Source organism: Methanobrevibacter sp., assembly GCF_017409525.1.
Classification (GTDB): domain Archaea; phylum Methanobacteriota; class Methanobacteria; order Methanobacteriales; family Methanobacteriaceae; genus Methanocatella.
The window spans coordinates 1-17,599 of the sequence record NZ_JAFQSO010000010.1 but is presented as its reverse complement, the minus strand read 5'-3'; the positions used below and the strand labels follow the sequence as shown (position 1 = coordinate 17,599).

The 17,599-nt window shown below is 33.8% G+C and carries 15 protein-coding genes, 1 rRNA gene and 1 pseudogene; 9 read left to right on the top strand and 8 right to left on the bottom strand.

Features of this window, described 5'->3' with window-relative positions; all coding sequences use genetic code 11:
• Positions 1 to 22 precede the first annotated feature (22 nt).
• The 3 genes from IJE64_RS04900 (at position 23) to IJE64_RS04890 (ending at position 2,737) form a co-directional block, all read left to right on the top strand.
• On the top strand, positions 23 to 424 hold the full coding sequence (locus tag IJE64_RS04900) for a pyridoxamine 5'-phosphate oxidase family protein (RefSeq protein WP_292782849.1): 402 nt from the start codon (positions 23 to 25) through the stop codon (positions 422 to 424).
• Between the two features lie 313 nt (positions 425 to 737).
• Positions 738 to 2,108 (top strand): MATE family efflux transporter, encoded by a 1,371-nt coding sequence (locus IJE64_RS04895; protein WP_292782847.1) that lies wholly within the window; start codon positions 738 to 740, stop codon positions 2,106 to 2,108.
• Positions 2,105 to 2,737, top strand: a complete 633-nt coding sequence (locus tag IJE64_RS04890) for a CatA-like O-acetyltransferase (RefSeq protein ID WP_292782845.1) — start codon at positions 2,105 to 2,107, stop codon at positions 2,735 to 2,737. The genes IJE64_RS04895 and IJE64_RS04890 overlap by 4 nt, the downstream gene beginning before the upstream one ends.
• A gap of 61 nt (positions 2,738 to 2,798) precedes the next feature.
• On the opposite strand, the gene IJE64_RS04885 is transcribed toward IJE64_RS04890, so the two are convergent.
• Together IJE64_RS04885 and IJE64_RS04880 are read right to left on the bottom strand one after the other, a co-directional pair.
• Positions 2,799 to 2,981: a hypothetical protein gene (locus tag IJE64_RS04885; protein WP_292782843.1), complete on the bottom strand. Its 183-nt coding sequence runs from the start codon at positions 2,979 to 2,981 to the stop codon at positions 2,799 to 2,801.
• Positions 2,953 to 3,636, bottom strand: coding sequence for a flavodoxin family protein (locus IJE64_RS04880; protein ID WP_292782840.1), 684 nt, complete (start codon positions 3,634 to 3,636; stop codon positions 2,953 to 2,955). Before IJE64_RS04880 ends, IJE64_RS04885 begins: the two co-directional genes overlap by 29 nt.
• A gap of 135 nt (positions 3,637 to 3,771) precedes the next feature.
• Between IJE64_RS04880 and IJE64_RS04875 the strand changes: the two genes are divergently transcribed.
• Positions 3,772 to 4,251, top strand: a complete 480-nt coding sequence (locus IJE64_RS04875) for a GNAT family N-acetyltransferase (protein ID WP_292782837.1) — start codon at positions 3,772 to 3,774, stop codon at positions 4,249 to 4,251.
• A gap of 247 nt (positions 4,252 to 4,498) precedes the next feature.
• Here IJE64_RS04875 and IJE64_RS04870 read toward each other — a convergent pair.
• The 4 genes and pseudogenes from IJE64_RS04870 to IJE64_RS04855 form a co-directional block, all read right to left on the bottom strand.
• A pseudogene (locus IJE64_RS04870) lies at positions 4,499 to 4,920 on the bottom strand (DUF2115 family protein).
• A 139-nt stretch (positions 4,921 to 5,059) separates the two neighbouring features.
• Positions 5,060 to 5,527, bottom strand: a complete 468-nt coding sequence (locus IJE64_RS04865) for a DUF2115 family protein (RefSeq protein WP_292782833.1) — start codon at positions 5,525 to 5,527, stop codon at positions 5,060 to 5,062.
• A 915-nt stretch (positions 5,528 to 6,442) separates the two neighbouring features.
• Complete coding sequence (locus IJE64_RS04860; protein WP_292782830.1) at positions 6,443 to 8,431, bottom strand: ABC transporter transmembrane domain-containing protein; 1,989 nt, start codon at positions 8,429 to 8,431, stop codon at positions 6,443 to 6,445.
• A 31-nt stretch (positions 8,432 to 8,462) separates the two neighbouring features.
• A complete protein-coding gene (locus IJE64_RS04855) occupies positions 8,463 to 8,717 on the bottom strand; it encodes a hypothetical protein (protein WP_292782827.1) in 255 nt (84 codons plus the stop codon).
• Positions 8,718 to 10,484: 1,767 nt separating this feature from the next.
• Here IJE64_RS04855 and IJE64_RS04850 point away from each other — a divergent pair.
• The 5 genes from IJE64_RS04850 to mcrA are packed head-to-tail and all read left to right on the top strand — an operon-like array spanning position 10,485 to position 15,656.
• Positions 10,485 to 11,315: a F420-dependent methylenetetrahydromethanopterin dehydrogenase gene (locus IJE64_RS04850; RefSeq protein ID WP_292782892.1), complete on the top strand. Its 831-nt coding sequence runs from the start codon at positions 10,485 to 10,487 to the stop codon at positions 11,313 to 11,315.
• 33 nt (positions 11,316 to 11,348) lie between these two features.
• Complete coding sequence (gene mcrB / locus IJE64_RS04845; RefSeq protein ID WP_292782824.1) at positions 11,349 to 12,680, top strand: coenzyme-B sulfoethylthiotransferase subunit beta; 1,332 nt, start codon at positions 11,349 to 11,351, stop codon at positions 12,678 to 12,680.
• An 11-nt stretch (positions 12,681 to 12,691) separates the two neighbouring features.
• Positions 12,692 to 13,186, top strand: coding sequence for a methyl-coenzyme M reductase operon protein D (gene mcrD / locus IJE64_RS04840; RefSeq protein ID WP_292782821.1), 495 nt, complete (start codon positions 12,692 to 12,694; stop codon positions 13,184 to 13,186).
• Positions 13,187 to 13,204: 18 nt separating this feature from the next.
• The gene (gene mcrG / locus IJE64_RS04835; protein WP_292782818.1) at positions 13,205 to 13,999 is read left to right on the top strand and encodes a coenzyme-B sulfoethylthiotransferase subunit gamma; all 795 of its coding nucleotides are present in this window, start codon (positions 13,205 to 13,207) and stop codon (positions 13,997 to 13,999) included.
• A gap of 1 nt (position 14,000) precedes the next feature.
• Entirely contained in the window at positions 14,001 to 15,656 is a 1,656-nt protein-coding gene (gene mcrA / locus IJE64_RS04830; RefSeq protein ID WP_292782815.1) for a coenzyme-B sulfoethylthiotransferase subunit alpha, read from the top strand.
• 688 nt (positions 15,657 to 16,344) lie between these two features.
• On the opposite strand, the gene IJE64_RS04825 is transcribed toward mcrA, so the two are convergent.
• Entirely contained in the window at positions 16,345 to 17,310 is a 966-nt protein-coding gene (locus tag IJE64_RS04825; RefSeq protein ID WP_394355591.1) for a transcription initiation factor IIB, read from the bottom strand.
• 148 nt (positions 17,311 to 17,458) lie between these two features.
• Positions 17,459 to 17,576, bottom strand: a 5S ribosomal RNA gene (gene rrf, locus IJE64_RS04820).
• Between the last annotated feature and the right edge of the window lie 23 nt (positions 17,577 to 17,599).

The following is a 17,599-nucleotide window of genomic DNA, read 5'->3' as shown; positions in this document are numbered from 1 at the left end:
AAAAATATGAGGATTGATAAAAATGAGCGAAGTTATAAACTTTTTAAAAGAAAATTCATTAATATATTTGGCAACTAGTGGATTAGATGGAAATGCAAAAGTAAGACCGATCTTATTCTATTTTGAAGAGGGCGGAAAACCATACTTCTGTACTGCAAACACAAAACCAATGTTTAAGGAATTGGATGCAAATCCAAACTGTGAAATGGTTGTAGCAACACCGGAATTCGTATGGTTAAGAATTGCAGGCAAAGTCGAATTTACAGACAGCATAGAATTAAAACAAAAAGTAATTGACTCCAACGAACTTGTAAAAGCATTATACGAAACCGGTGAAAACCCAACATTTGAAGTGTTCACAATTTCAGGCAAGGCAACCATCGCTGATTTTTCAGGCGAACCGCCAAAAACCTACGAATTATGAACGGATTTCTAATTTGATAGCATGTCGCTATCATCTTATAAAATCCAACATTTTTTATTTGCTATACTAAACAAAATATCAATTACTTTTTACTCTTACAGCATACTATTAAATAAAAATTTTTAAATATTGAATTAATCCATAGTTATTATTATGTGTATTTGTGTAGTAGCATCCCCAAGATTATAAAAGACTTTTTTTAAGGCCAAAAACTATCTTAGAACTTTTGGTTAGGTAAACACCATTAGCTACTGCTTTCGATAGTTTTTCAAAATTCAACACTTTAAACAATTTATTTTAGGAGACTAATCTTATGGGAGATTCTATTAAACAGGAAACACAGGGAGTAAATTTACTGAGGGGAAACCCTAAAAAAGCAGTTTTGAAATTGTCATTGCCGCTGATGCTTTCAATGATGGTAATTTCACTATACAATATCATCGATTCATTCTGGGTGGCAGGCCTCGGTGCAGACCAGCTTGCGGCAGTCGGATTTGTAATACCGTTGGAATTTTTAATAATAAGCATAGGAACAAGCCTGGGCGCAGGAATAACATCAGTCGTTTCCAAATACATCGGAGAGAAAAACGATACATTGGCAGACAACTCAGCGGCACACGGAGTGATACTGTCATTAATATTTTCGGTCATTGTCACAGCAATATTTTCAGTATTTGCAAAGGAACTGCTAATGCTGATGGGAGCAAGAGGTCCTAGTTTAGGCTATGCGCTTGACTACGGCCACATCTACTTTATCGCAAGCACATTTGTCGTGATGCCGAATGCACTGTACGGGCTTTTAAGGTCTGAAGGAGATACAAAAAGGACAATGTATGTCATGGTTCTGTGCGCAATAATTAACATGGTGTTGGATCCGATTTTCATATATACTTTCAACATGAAAATGTTCGGAGCGGCACTATCAACAATCATATCACTGGCTATTGTCCTTGCAATAATCATATACTGGATTTACATCAAAAAGGACACATATCTGAATCCGACATTATCAAACTTCAGTTATGAATCATTTATCATGAAGGACATGCTTAAGGTGGCCATTCCGTCAATCTGTGAGATGATTTTCATAACATGCATCACTGCGATAATGCATTTCATAATCCTGGCGGTTTCAACAACTGATTCGGTTGCCGTATTTGAAAACGGCTGGAGAATGGTGACATTAGCCACTGAGCCAATGATGGCAATATCAACTGCACTGATATCAATTGTTGCCGCAAACTACGGGGCAAAGAACTTCAAAAACATGAAAATAGCTTATGACTATTCAATGAAGATTGCAACACTGCTTGGAGTGGTGGCACTCGTAATCTTTTTAGTCTTTGCACCACAAATATCATACATATTCTCATATGGAGCAAGCTCAAGACTGTTGGAACCGACAATTGAATTTTTCCACATATTCGCATGGTTCTTTATAGTATTTCCGGGAGGGGTCATTTCAACATACGTATTCCAGGGACTGGGAAAGGGAACACACTCACTGATATTTACGATTATTCGTGAGGCAATATGTGCAACCGCCTTTGCAGTGCTATTTGGAATCGTCTTAAACTGGGGAATAAATGGAGTATGGTTCGGAATACTTGTCGGATACACAATCGGCGGATTAATAGCTATTATATATGCAAACAATTATTTAGGTAAGCTGGTGAAAGCATGAAATACAAAATAACAGACATAAAAGCTGATGAATTGCCATTCGGCGATTTTTTAACATCACGATATTCAATGACAGCAAGAGTCAAAGCAAGGGAATGCTATGAAATGTCGAAAAAAGAAAACATTCCATTCTTTAATCTGACAGCAGCATGCATTCTGGAAGCAATAAATGAAATACCTGAATTCAAATTAAGAATCATGGACGGTAATGTCATTGAATATGACCACATCAATGCTGTCAGCCCGATAATGCAGGAAGACCATAGCATTCGTGAAATTGAAATCGTTCCACCATCCGAGTTTGAAGATATTCATGAATGGAATGATTATGTTGAAAACAAGAAAACAAACATTGAAGACAATCAGTTTCTGGTTGAACCTATGATGAGAGATGAGCTTCCAATTGCAAACTTGTCTTGCATTCCATGGATTGACTTCGATTCAATGACAAACATCATCGCAAGCCCAAATCAGATAATGCCGGTAATCAGCTGGGGAAAACTGGTTGACGGAAAAATACCCATTTCTGTGACTGCAAGCCATGTATTCATCTTCGGATGGCATTTCAAGCTGTTCTATGAAAACACGGAAAAATATTTAACAAACCCTGAAAGGTTATTTGAAAAATAATCCTTTCAATTTCCTTTTTTAATTTTAGCATAATCGGCCATTTAAACCAACAGCTAATTTTTTAGTTTCGATTTCCTGAAACATATTTCACATTAACATCATCCATCATTAATGATGATTGTCTTTCAACCCTTGCATATAATAGTGCAATGGAAAAAACTTCTAAATTCGCAACCGTTAATGCCGCAGACTCTATTTTAGATTTGATTTGAGAACTATTCTTGTAACTCTTTTGCCTTTTCAACCAGTCTTTTGCCTAACTCAAAAGCTTTTTCCAAATCTTTAGGGAACTGTTCGCCCCTTTGCTTTCGCCTGACTTCCTCAACCCCTTCCATCATGTCATATTTTGAATAGTCAGTGAACTGGTATGTCTGGTAAGTGTATAGCGTTTCTGTGTACCCGTAGATTGTTTCAAGAAAATGTGCGTTTACTTCAAGCGCATGTTTAAATTCCTGTGCGGCCATTTCCTCTGGTGCGCCGGTTGTGTAAATCATAGCGGTTGGAACAGTCCTATCGAGCAGACTGCTTTCAAGTTCGCCAGTCTTTTCATTGACCTTCGGATTGTAGGATAGGACAGGAAACATCAGGCGTTCCATGAATGATCTTGAAACACCAGTATTGAAATAAAAATATACTGGGCTTCCAATCACTATAACATCAGCATTCAATGCCTTTTCAAGGACTGGTCTTAAATCATCTCTGATTGCGCATAATCCGTTTGTCTTTGCATTTATAAGCTTGCATGCAAAACAGCTCCTGCACCCTTTAAAGTCATAATCATAAAGATTGATAAATTCCGCTTCAGCACCGGCTTCTTTGGCACCCTCCATTGCCTTTTCAAGCATCTGATAGGTGCTCCACTTCTTGCGCGGACTGCCATTGATAAATATAGCCTTCATAACAATAACCTCCACTAACTTTTGTTTAAAATGCATTATATATATTACATTAATGGGCTGATTAAAAGATAGTTAATTTCTGATGGCGTCTTTAACATTAACATTATTATTGTGTAGCAAGTAAAATATTAATCAATGAAGATTAGGGAATTTTGTGACAGCGACATTGAAGAAATGATTGAAATTTGGAATGAAATAGTTGAGGAAGGAATTGCATTTCCCCAGGAGGATATTCTGAATTTAAACACCGGAAAAGATTTCTTTTCATCACAAACATATACAGGAGTAGCTATTTTAAACAAAAAGGTGGTCGGACTCTATATTCTCCATCCGAATAATGTGGGAAGATGCAGCCACATTGCAAATGCAAGCTATGCCGTATCATCATCTATGCGCGGAAAACACATTGGAGAAAAATTAGTATTGGACTCCATGAATGTTGCAAAGGATAAGGGATTTTTGATACTGCAATACAATGCTGTCGTTGAAACAAATCATGCGGCGCGTCACCTATACGAAAAACTGGGTTTCAAACAATTAGGGACTATTCCAAAGGGATTTAAAACAAAAGACAATCGTTTTGAAAACATCTGCCCATACTATATTGAATTATAATTTTAACATTATCTTATTGGAAACATAGAATGTAATTTATATAAATGAGTAATGAATTAAATAACCCAAAAATAATATGGATTTCATTTTGCCCATATATTATACAAAATATTTACTACTTTTAGCTCTTAGATTATAATATTTAGTATCAGTTCATAAATCTTATCAAAATATTTTGGTGTTTTTAAAGTGGAAATGTGAATCATAATTAGATATTTGATTGTTAATGCTGATGGTTTTGTTTGGTTTAAAAGTCAAGCTGTTCTGAGAGGCAGATATTGCATACGGCATTTGGCGTGTCGATGTTTGCATCCTTTACCGGGCATAGAAATGTACCGTTTTTTCTTCAACTTTCAGTGATCCTGGAAATGGTGTGCCCACAGGATGGATTGGTTCTTCTAAAATGAATGTTGTGTAAATTGAAGCTATTTCAAATATCAATGCTACTTTAGGTTTGCTGTCATGTATCGCGGTTTCATAATGTGTTCTTAAAATTTCAATTGCTTCGCTGAATGATTTCTTGTCGATATCATGATTATATGAATTGCTGTCGTTTGAAATATCTTTGATGCGCATTAGGAATGATTCGATGTATGATTTTTCGCTGTCTTTTCTGTAGTTTTCCTGGACGTATTGATTTTCTTTTATCACTTGCGAGGTAAATTCCATCATATCAAATACTGAAATGTCTGATGAATACTTTTTCAAAATTTCCAAAACTGAAAATGCTTTTATGCTTTTATCTTTTGAAATGAGATTTGAAAGTTCATCATACATTTCAATGTATTCATCTGTCATTGTGGCTCTCCTAGAATCCGAAAGCTAAACCTGCGTTTTTGCAGACACAATATCTGCACATTGAATTTTCCTCTTTAATGCTCATTATTCGGGATTTGCATTTGTACTCTCCGTTTTGCAGAAACACCTGGTCTTTTGTCGGATTGTCACCGACAGGATGGAGAGGTCTTTTTGCAATGAGCGCCAGATAAAGTGAGATGTATTTTGTAAATTCTCTTGTCTCTTCATCCCCTCCTGCATAAGTGTCAAAGTAAAAGTCGATATCATTTTTGAAGTTATTAACTACACCATCTTTTATTTCAAAGTCATCTGTGATGTTGATGGCGAAAATTTCATCCCATGCTTCAGAATTGTATTTGGCGAGACTTTTGGTTATAGGATCCTTGTATCTGTCATCTGTTGCCTTGTTTCTCAAGTATTCAATTGGATAATCCTTTAGGTTTTCCCTTATTTCTTCAATTAATTCACTTGCTTTCATAAAAATTTGTCTGTAAGTCATGAATATATACTATTTACGATTATGATTTATATAGAATGAACTTTTAATTTAAAACATTTTAGAAAAATACTAAATACAAAATATTAAGTTGACATTATTCGAAACATTAAATATAAAAATAATTAATGAATGTTTTTCATAATAATTAATCAAAAAATTTACTAAAAATATGAAGTCAATATAGTGAAAAAACTATACAAAATATAAATACCTACTAAAAAAGGCCAAATTAATTCCTTAAAAAAAGACTTATTTTTTAAAAATATAAACCTATTACTATTAATAAAATCTTAAAATAAGTTATATTAAGTTAATGAATAAAAAACTTAATATTAATGATTAATAAGTAAAATAACACTCAAATTATGTACAAAGGATTTTGCCCGTATACTATACAAAATATTTAGTACTTTTAGCTCTCAAATTATACTATACAACCAATAAGCATATATATTTTTATTACTTTTATTTTACCCTTTATTTCAGACTCTTTCAAAAACTTTGTTGATTTGAAATTTTTTGAGATAAGTTAGTTCTGAAGTATTCTTTTGACCGGTTTGTCTAAGATCAGATTATATGATTGTTTTATATCAAAAAAATATACTGCAGAAGATAATAGATTTATTAGAGATGGAAAAATGACTCAAAAGAACATATGCATATATTCTTACTCAAAGAAGCTGTACAGCATATACAGAAGCGATAATGTTTTTCACAATCATGCTGTCGAATGATTTTCAAACGATTTCTAGCCAAGCAATTGGAAAACAAGAACGTATATTGACCAGAAACTATTTATTCAAAATGAGTATGAAAAATTTCATCTGAAAAATCTTAAGTTTCTAGGAATGATATAAAACAGTCATTTATCATATAAAATATCTTCAGTATTAACTATTCATCCTTTTGATAGTCAATAATTGCAAATATCCTTTTGATACTTGAAAATGCAGTTTCAATAGAAGCCATTGATGTGCTTAGTTTCTTAATAGGTTTTGTCATTAATTGCCCATACATGATAATCGCCAATAGGGTTCCCAGCTGTATTTCATTAACTGATAAAAGATAAACCCCCGCAATATAGACAGTTATATTACTTACATTTGTTAAAAAGGTTGTAATAGGCTCCATAACATTAGTAACGTTTCTGGATTTTATATAATTATCAATTACAGTTTGATTGATTTTTTTAAACCCTTTTTCATGGAACGAATGACGATTTGACAGCCCTCTTTCAAAATAGCTCATCAATCGGCCCAACTGCTTTTGATGACCATCATAATGAGCTCTAGATTTAACGTCACATATATAAAAGCAGAGGATATAAACCGGCAATATAACCAAATAAACCAGGCTCAATCTAACGTCTGTCATCAAAATAAATACCCCTACAAGGACTATCGATAGGATTTGTGCAAAAATTTCAGAGATACGTGAAGAAACGAACTCCCTGATGTTCATCACATCATTGTTCAATCTGGATAGAATCTGACCCTTTGAATTTTCCTGAATGAACCCTGAACCGATAAGGTCAATCTTGTCAAATAATTTCATTCTTAAATTATATGCAACCTTTTCACCGGTAATTCCCATAATTCTCTTTGGAGTCAACTTAAACAGATACCCTACAGAATATAATGCCAGCAACAAGGCAAGATTGGTGTAGATGGCAACATCGTTAGATGAATTCACGTTAGAACTCAATAAATCAACCGTCTTCCCTGCAACTTTAGGAGCATAAACCATACACAACGTAGATGCCGTAAGTAAAATCATGGATATTATTGTTTTGGCCTTATCGTCTTTCAATATTCTACAAAATTTTTGGATGAGGTCTTTCCTTTCAGCCCATAAGCCCTTATCCTCACAATCAATATCTCCCTCAGCGATTTCTATTTCTTTTGGATAATCATTTGTGTTTTCAGATTTTATGATTTTATCTTCAAGATTCAGAACTTCCTCTAAACGCACGGAAGTGGCATATGCACGTGGCCACCTGTCAATTAGATTTGGAACAAATGTCAAGGTAGAAACAAAGTAGGCAACATATATCAGAATAATAAATGAATCAACAACACTGTCAGTTTCAAAGCCAATTGTATATCCTGAATTAATCATTGCAAATGTAATCAAAACAATAGCATATAAACCCCACAATAATACTGGCCCCAGGTAATATTGACTTAAGATATACTTAACATTTTTATCATAGGAATTCTCACATGCCTTTTCAAATTCAACTTCATACTCCTGTTTATTAAATGGAATCCTGCAGGCAATATCAGTAATCTTAGACAGAAACATCAGGTTTAACTTCCCATATGTCTTTTTAGCTCTGAAAAATATTTTAACAATTTGTTTCATTCTAAAAATTACGATTATGGAAAGAACGCCAACAAATGACAGGAAGAATATTGCATAAGTCCCATCAATCAATGCTATTTCATATATAATTGCTACGAGTGTAACTGGAATCAGCATTAATTGTGTGAGTATTATCACTATAAATCCCTGTTCCGAGGACATTCCTCTGGTCGATCGTGTGGTTAGCCCTGAAATTTTAAAGTTAGCAATTTCCTCATCAGGCAAGTTCATTAGAATATGAAATATTTTCTCACGTATAGTATATGCCGCTTTTGAAGCCACTCTTGTTGAGAGAAAAGAGACGATATAAATGGAAATCATCACAAAGGCAGTATACACTAGCATACATAATCCTGATTTGAAAAGCAAGTCTATTTTTTGTTCTTTAACTCCAGTTAAAGCCGTGCTAAACAGATCAATTATCTCCATTTGAAAAAATGTCTGAATAATCAGTAATGCGAAAATAATTAATATTGTTTTCCATTGGAATTTTAATGCATCACTCAAAAACTTTTTCATAATAATAAATTTAGTTTTTAAAAAATATATATTATTCATTCACATGCATAAAAATGAAAATTACATAATGTAAAATATAAAAAGAATAATCATTAATATTTTCCTTATTTCCTCGAGCATCAAGCCAGACCCCTTTATTCAAATCTTTTATATACAAAATGTTTAAGGCATGAATCATATAACTTTCATTTACATCATCTGCTCTTGTAAGCAGTTGATAACTGATGGCTGATGAGATTTGATTTGCTCTTAGAACTGCTGCGAGAAGGCATAATTTTGTCCGCATATTCCCGTTTTATTTTTAAGCACGACACTGGCAGTTTTTGAAACTATATTTGTTCCAATATCCCCGGAATGATGAATTTCATCTCTAACAAAAAGGTAACTTCTTTTGATATAATCCAAATTATCCTCTGATTGATTATTTAATTCCTGAACCTTTTCTTGGGATATGGAAATTCATATAATCAATGCTTGGAGTTTCTATCAAATATTCTTCCATTTAATTGCTCACACCATTGTAATTGGTTAAATCTAAAATAAAATAATAATATCGTTTTATAAATCTAAAAAACATCTTAAAAGGGATTTTGCCCGTATACTATACAAAATATTTACTACTTTTAGCTCTCAATTAATAATATAAAATTAAGAAGTATATATATTTTTATTACTTTTAAATTTGACCCATATTTCAAAAATTTTATTACTTGTTTTATATAAAAGATATAATAAATAACATGCTAAAAATGATTTTAGAAACAATATAATGTTCATTAATGAAAACTAGATAGTTATATGAAACTCATAGATAGTTGTGCTACTTTTCTCTCACTGCAATAATTTTTTTAGAACTTATGACAATTTAATATTTTCATCCACTATCCAACTCATTTTTTTGTTCTAATAACTTTTATCTTATTAGAAACATGACATGATTTCTGTATTCTGATTGTTTTGGAAATTAGCTAAGTGTTTTAATGTAATAATTATTAATACTTTTTATTAATTTTTTATGTTTTAAAGTAGTAATAATTTATAAAAAATTATTACTTTTTTATTTCCTCTTAACAATAATTGCCAAAAGAGAATAATGCTCACCATATTTTATTTTCATTAATTTAAATTATAATCTACTGTTTACTTAATTAAACTGTTAATTAACGTTAATATTACATTCAAACATTAAATATTTAAATTTAATTTTTTTCAATTAATAATACTTATTCTAAAAACTTAAGTTTAAAGTCAAATCATATATTTTAGCCTATGCAACATATATTTTTTCATTTAAAAACTTCATAAAATGCCCAGTTTTACAATTAAACAATTTAAATTAAAAGTAATACTTTAATAAGATTTATATAGTTATTACTACAGTATAATTTATGAATTAATTGATTAAACTTTAAACCAACCGATATTAATAAAAATTATTGGATTGTAGTTTAAGGAGTAATATTGAAATTAATTTGTAAAAAAATTGAATGAAAAAAGATAATCAAATAGTTTAATTTTTTTAAAGCTTATGGAATATTTGCAAATAATTGTCTGTTAGGATTATTCTCCTAACGACGATAACTACAAATAATCCAGATGATTTAATTGTTAAATCCCTTCTAATAAAATTGGTTTGAAAGATCAAATGAAGAGAATTAATAATATTATCAAACTTTGCCAAAAAAAATTAGAGTAAAAAAATAGTCAGCCTCTATTGTAAATAGCTATAAGCTAAATAGCTATTTACTTTTCTCTAATTGTCTTTCTAAGATTAGTAATTCGTTACTAATGTTAGAAAGATAATTAATAGAGAATATTTAATCTGTCTTTCAAATAATTATCCATTTATTGATAAATCTAACTAACAATGATAATGATTTAGCAAATATCATTTTTCCTTCAGTCAATATGGATGATTAAAAAAAATATGACATGGAATATTATCTTTTTTTGACTGTGGTGGCTATTAAAATAAGAATTTAACAAATAATGGCTACTCTTTTAAAAATTTGTTCATATTTTGAATTTTAAAAAGTAAAAGAAAGGTGATAATATCGTAGTAAAAATCGCTATTGTTAAAAGTGGTAATATTGGTACTTCACCAGTAATTGACTTATTGTTGGACGAAAGAGCAGACAGACCGAATATCGATGTAAGGACTTTTGGATCTGGAGCAAAAATGAATCCCGAACAGGTTGAAGATGTTGTTCCTAAGATAGATGCTTTCGAACCTGATTTTGCAATCTTCATTAGCCCAAACCCTGGAGCTCCTGGACCAGCTAAAGCAAGAGAATTGTTATCCGAAAAAGACATTCCTGCAATTATTGTTGGTGATGCACCAGGTAAAGGTAAGAAAGATGAAATGGACGAACAGGGTCTCGGTTACATCATCGTGATGTCTGATCCGATGATTGGTGCAAAAAGAGAATGGTTGGACCCAACTGAAATGGCTATCTTTAACGCCGACATCTTAAAAGTACTTGCAGAAACCGGTGCTTTAAGATTAGTCCAAAAAACCATTGATGCAGTAATTGCTCAAGCAGATACCGGTGAAGAAATCGAATTACCAAAACTCATTGTAACTGCTGAAAAAGCTGCGCAAGCTGGTGGATTCGCAAACCCATATGCAAAAGCAAAAGCTATTGCAGCATACGAAATGGCAGGTGCTGTAGCAAACCTGGATATGAAAGGTTGTTTCATGACCAAAGGTTTTGAAAACTTTATCCCATTGGTGGCAGCCGCTCATGAAATGGCTGCATGTGCTGCTAAATTAGCACAAGAAGCAAGAGAAATAGAAAAATCAAACGACACTGTTTTAAGAACCCCTCACATGAAAGAAGGAAACCCTGGTTGTAAAACTGATTTAATATCAAAACCTGAATAGTTGTTCTTTCTTTTTTATTAAAGGAGGTAAATAATGAAAATATATGACGATATTATTGATTTGTATGGTCCGGATGGAAAAATTATTGAAGAGTCCGTGCCATTAGATTCAATAAGTCCGCTGAAGAATTCTGCGATACAAGAGATGATATATGACATCAAACGTTCAACTGCTGTTAACCTTGCAGGTGTTGAGAAAGGTTTAAAAACAGCGGCAATGGGTGGAAAAGCAACCTATATTCCCGGACGTGAATTGGATATCCCAATCGTTGAAAATGCAGAAGTAATTGCCGAAAAGATTAGAAGAATCTTAAGAGTAAATGAAGATGATGACACTGTTGTTAACCTTATTAATGATGGTCAACAACTACTGGTCCAGCTTCCATTTGAAAGATTAAATGTAGCTGCCGATTATAGCGTTTCAACAATGCAAACCGGTGCTGCGGTAATACAGGCCATAATCGATAGTTTTGATATCAACATGTTCGATGCATCAACAATCAAAACTGCAGTAATGGGCGCTTACCCTAGAACCGTTGATCTTTCAGGAGCAAATATCAGCGCTCTTTTAGGTCCGCCAGTACTCTTGGAAGGTCTAGGTTACGGTTTAAGAAATGTTATGGCAAACCATGTTGTAGCAATCACAAACAAGCAGACTTTAAATGCCTCAGCTTTATCTTCCATTATGGAACAGACAGCAATGATTGAAACCGGTGATGCAACAGGAGCATTTGAAAGAATGCACTTATTGACATTGGCATATCAAGGTTTAAATGCAGATAATCTAGTATTTGATGTTGTTAAAGAAAATGCTAAGGGAACTGTTGGTACAGTAATCCAAACATTGGTTGGAAGAGCAATTGAAGACAATGTAATTCGCGTTGCCAAAAAAATGCCTTCCGGATACAACATGTATGAACCTGTTGACTGGGCATTGTGGAATGCATATGCTGCCGCAGGTTTACTTGCTGCAGTAATTGTAAATGTGGGGGCTGCAAGAGCAGCTCAAGGTGTAGCATCCACTGTATTGTATTATAATGATATGCTTGAATATGAAACAGGTCTTCCGGGTGTGGATTACGGTAGAACCGAAGGTGTTGGTGTAGGATTCAGTTTCTTCTCACATTCAATTTACGGTGGCGGAGGTCCGGGTACTTTCCACGGAAATCACGTAGTAACAAGACATGCTAAAGGAACTGCAATTCCTTGTGCATCTGCTGCAATGTGTTTGGATGCCGGTACTCAAATGTTTTCAGTAGAGAGAACCTCAGCATTGATTGGAACTGTATACGGTACTATTGATAATCTTAGAAATCCAATTCCTAATGTAGCTAAGGTTGCAGGTGAAATCAAGGATAAACTCTAAAAGGTGTTTTCATGGATGAATCAGAAAAAATTAATGTTATTGACATTAAAATCATTCCGAACAGATATTTAAAACCAAATACTACTGAAAAGATTTTAAATGATTTATATGATTTAAATGGACAACAAAGAGTCCTGATTCATGGTCCATCAATTCCATTAAAAGTGTTTTATGGTCCAGGAAAAGGCCACGTTGTAAATCATACAGATAGAAAGGAAATTAATGTAAAGGGAAATCCAGTCGAATTAAGAGTAATGGTTGGCGAAATTGTAATCACCGTAGATATATCTAAATTCAATGAATTTATGGATGGTTTGGAAGGTGTTTTGGAACAGCATATGCCATGTGATTATTCTTTGCTTGTTGGAATCTTTACAAGAACAAAATCAACAATTTCTGATTATTTAAAATATGGAAACAATTTTGAAAATGTCATTGATGACAGATACATTGGTTTAGTTGATTCACGTGCAAGAAGTTCAGAAACTGTAAAAGTTATTAAATAATATTTATGTTGGTGAATTATGGAATATAAAGCACAATACTGCCCTGGTGAAACAAAAATTGCTGAGAATAGAAGAAAGCATATGAATCCAGAGCATGAATTTAAGAAATTGAGAGAAATCTCAGATGAGGGTTTGGTAAAGATATTAGGTCATAGAAACCCTGGTGAAAGTTATAAAACCGTTCATCCACCATTGGCAGAAATGGAAGATGATGGTGATATAATTAAACATATCGTAGAACCTACTCCCGGCGCAAAAGAAGGAGTTAGGGTAAGATATATTCAATTTGCAGATTCAATGTACAACGCTCCTGCACAGCCATATGACAGGGCAAGAACCTATCTGTGGAGATACAGAGGAGTAGATACAGGTACATTATCTGGAAGACAGGTTATTGAAATAAGAGAACAAGATTTGGAAAAGATTGCAAAAGAACTGGTCGAAACTGACATGTTTGACCCTGCAAGATGTGGAATGAGAGGAGCAACAGTACACGGACACTCCTTAAGACTTGACGAAAACGGTTTGATGTTTGACGGTCTTCAAAGATACATTTTCAATGAAGAAGACGGACATGTTTACTACGTTAAAGATCAGGTTGGACGTCCTTTGGATGAAGCTATTGATGTGGGAACTCCTTTAGATGAAGAGTTACTGAAAGAAATCACCACAATCTACAGAGAAGACAATATCGGTATGCGACAGGATAAGGAAGCAATTGAAGTAGTGGAAAATATCCATACTGCCCGTACAGAAGGGGGATATGGCATGCATGTATTTTCTGAAGACTTGAAAAAGAAATTAGGTGAATAAAATGGGTTTAGAGAATAAAAAGTTTTTAAACGCATTGAACGAAAAATTCAAAGGTGAGGATCAGGAAAGTGACCACACCAGTTTTTACTGCTTTGACGGTTGGAAACAATCAGCAAGAAAAAGAGAATTCAACGATGCCGCTGAAAAACTAGCCAAAGAAAGAAACATTCCATTTTACAATCCGGACATCGGTGTGCCTTTAGGCCAAAGGCAACTTATGGCATATAAGATATCAGGAACCGACGATTATGTTGAAGGAGATGATTTGCACTTCTGTAACAATGCAGCCATCCAGCAATTGGTTGACGATATCAAAAGAACCATTATTGTAGGAATGGACACTGCTCACTCAGTTTTGCAGGAAAGATTAGGTGTAGAAGTTACTCCAGAAACAATCAATGAATACATGGAAAACATTAACCATGCACTTCCGGGCGGAGCTGTAGTTCAGGAGCACATGGTTGAAGTGCACCCAGGTCTTGCAGAAGATTGTTATGCTAAAATTTTCACAGGAAATGATGATTTGGCAGATGAACTTGATAAGAGAATGTTGATTGACATCAACAAAGAGTTTCCGGAAGAACAGGCTGAAATGCTTAAAAGTTATGTTGGAAATAAAACCTACCAAGTCAGTAAAGTGCCTACACTTGTTGTAAGGGCATGTGATGGAGGTACAGTTTCTAGATGGTCTGCTATGCAAATCGGTATGAGTTTCATTAATGCATATAAGTTATGTGCAGGTGAAGCTGCTATTGCAGACTTTTCCTATGCTGCAAAGCATGCGGACGTTATTGGTATGGCCTCATTCCTGCCGGCCAGACGTGCAAGAGGTCCTAACGAACCTGGTGGTGTAGCATTCGGTACTCTAGCAGATATTGTACAAACTTCCAGAGTGTCTGAAGATCCTGTTGAAATAACATTGGAAGTAATTGCTGCTGCAGCAGTATTATATGACCAAGTATGGTTAGGTTCATACATGTCCGGAGGTGTGGGATTTACCCAATATGCCAGTGCAACATATACTGATGATATTTTAGATGATTTTGCATACTACGGTTTAGACTATGTTGAAAAGAATTACGGTTTATGTAATGCCGAATTAAGCATGGAAACCGTAAGAGATATTGCAACCGAAGTTACACTTTATGGATTGGAACAATATGAAATACCTACTCTTTTAGAAACTCACTTTGGTGGTTCTCAAAGAGCATCAGTTGTATCTGCGGCTGCAGGTTGTTCTGCAGCATTTGCTACAGGAAATTCAAACGCTGGTGTAAACGGTTGGTATTTAAGTATGATTTTGCATAAAGAAGCTCATTCAAGACTTGGTTTTTATGGTTATGACTTGCAAGATCAGGCCGGTGCATCAAATTCTTTATCCATTAGAAGTGATGAAGGTTTAATTCATGAATTACGCGGACCGAATTATCCGAACTACGCGATGAATGTAGGTCACCAACCAGAATATGCAGGAATTGCTCAAGCACCTCATGCAGCAAGAGGAGATGCCTTCTGTACAAATCCACTGATTAAAATTGCATTTGCAGATAGTCATAATACCTTTGACTTCAGGCATCCTAGAAAGGAAATTGCTAAAGGAGCATTGAGAGAATTCATGCCTTCTGGTGAAAGAGATATAATTATCCCTACAAGATAATTTCATGTCTCTTTTTTTATTTTTTTAAAATACTTTATTAATACTTTTCCAAATATTTTTTAAGGATACTTTTTCTAAAATAGTTGATTAAAATCAAAAAAGTAGTTATTGATTATTAATTTTAGTTTTTTTAGACATTTAATGATAAAGTATATATAATTAATTATTGTTATTAGAAAAATCATCATTATTTAAGAGTTGTAAGAATTTACCTCCAATATTATACAAAATATTTATTGCTTTTAGCCTACGATATAAAAAGTATATAAAATATAATGCTCTCTAAAAAAAAGACAAAATTTATTCCTTAAAAAAAGACTTATTTTTTAAAAATACTAACCTATTACACATTATAATATCATAAAATAATTCATATTATGTTAATGAAGAAAAAACTTAATATTAATGACTAATAAGTCAAATAACGCCTAATTATATACAATGGATTTTGCCCGTATACTAACTCTCTTGAATCATTGCTAGAATACCCTTCGCTCCTCGAGTAACCCTCGAAACGGGCAGCCTATCCAATGCTGGGTTTCTTCTAATCATCGACAGCTAAAACTTTCCTCATAAAAGGACCGTAGGCATTGGTCAAAAAATGATACGACAATAATAATATATAAAAAATAATATTTAACTATTTTCAAAAAAAATTAATTTAAAAAAAAGATAAAATTTTAAGAAATTATAAAGAGGTGCCAATGTCGATTTCAACCAGTTCCTTACATCTGTTTCTAATTGTAACTTCAGTAACCCCTGTGATTTCAGCAACGTTTTTTTGAGTTTTTCTCTCACCCAACAAAATAGATGCCACATATAATGCGGATGCAGCAATTCCAGTAGGGCCTTTCCCATTGATTAGGCCTTTTTCTTTGGATTTGGAAATAATTTCAATTGCTTTAGATTGAACTTCACCTGACAAATCCAATTTGCTGGCGAATCTTGGAATGTAATCTGTAGGGGAAGTAGGTTTCAGTTTGATGTTCAGTTCTCTGGATAAAAACCTATAATTCTTACCAATCTGCTTTTTGGAAATATTCGATGCCTCGGATATCTCATCTAAAGTGCGGGGAATATCACAACGCCTGCAGGCCATGTAAATAGAGGCTGCCACCACGCTCTCAATACTGCGCCCACGAACAAGATTATTTTTAGCAGCGCTCCTATAAATTACAGCCGCATTTTCACGAACAGAACGTGGAAGCCCCAATCTTGAAGACTCGCGGTCAAGCTCACTTAAGGCCAATGCCAAATTTCGTTCTCCAGTCCTGAAAACCCTCATTTTCTTATTCCATTTCCTCAATCTATACCATTGAGCCTTATTTCTTTCTGGAATACTGCGCCCATTAATATCTTTATTTTTCCAATCTATGACAGTGGATAAACCCCTATCAGATATTGTGGGGGTAGACGGAGCACCTACACGGGTGCGCTTATCTCGTTGCTCGTGATCAAAAGCCCTCCATTCAGGACCATTATCAATTAAATTCTCATCTAAAATTAAACCACAACGAGCGCATGAAACTTCAGCATGTTGGTCATCCACAATTCTTTCAGTAGAATTACAATTCGGGCAAGGTTGGTATTCATCGCCAGAATAAATATCAAATGGTTTAGTTGGTTTAAAATGGTTAGTGGTTTTGGTTGTAATATTATCATCCTCCTTCAAGGATTAAACAAAATTTTCAACAATTCTAAAACTAATCGGGAAAAAATAAAAAATATTCAATTAGTTATTGCAGTTAAATTTTTAATGGCGGTTGTACAAATTCGTGGTGCGGTGATATTATAATATAATGAGCTTGCAGCGAAATGAAATTCCCATAGAAAACCATAGTACACAAACAAAACACAAAAGGACTTCACTACTGGGATCGAAACGAGACCAGGTATAACCCCCATGCTATGACCGCAATACTCATTATAATTATGAAAATGAT

Coding starts and splice junctions, on each gene's coding strand:
- IJE64_RS04900 (WP_292782849.1), top strand. CDS start 23: ATGAGCGAAGTTATAAACTTTTTAAAAGAAAATTCATTAATATATTTG.
- IJE64_RS04895 (WP_292782847.1), top strand. CDS start 738: ATGGGAGATTCTATTAAACAGGAAACACAGGGAGTAAATTTACTGAGG.
- IJE64_RS04890 (WP_292782845.1), top strand. CDS start 2,105: ATGAAATACAAAATAACAGACATAAAAGCTGATGAATTGCCATTCGGC.
- IJE64_RS04880 (WP_292782840.1), bottom strand. CDS start 3,636: ATGAAGGCTATATTTATCAATGGCAGTCCGCGCAAGAAGTGGAGCACC.
- IJE64_RS04875 (WP_292782837.1), top strand. CDS start 3,772: ATGAAGATTAGGGAATTTTGTGACAGCGACATTGAAGAAATGATTGAA.
- IJE64_RS04865 (WP_292782833.1), bottom strand. CDS start 5,527: ATGAAAGCAAGTGAATTAATTGAAGAAATAAGGGAAAACCTAAAGGAT.
- IJE64_RS04860 (WP_292782830.1), bottom strand. CDS start 8,431: ATGAAAAAGTTTTTGAGTGATGCATTAAAATTCCAATGGAAAACAATA.
- IJE64_RS04855 (WP_292782827.1), bottom strand. CDS start 8,717: ATGCGGACAAAATTATGCCTTCTCGCAGCAGTTCTAAGAGCAAATCAA.
- mcrB (WP_292782824.1), top strand. CDS start 11,349: ATGAAAATATATGACGATATTATTGATTTGTATGGTCCGGATGGAAAA.
- mcrD (WP_292782821.1), top strand. CDS start 12,692: ATGGATGAATCAGAAAAAATTAATGTTATTGACATTAAAATCATTCCG.
- mcrG (WP_292782818.1), top strand. CDS start 13,205: ATGGAATATAAAGCACAATACTGCCCTGGTGAAACAAAAATTGCTGAG.
- mcrA (WP_292782815.1), top strand. CDS start 14,001: ATGGGTTTAGAGAATAAAAAGTTTTTAAACGCATTGAACGAAAAATTC.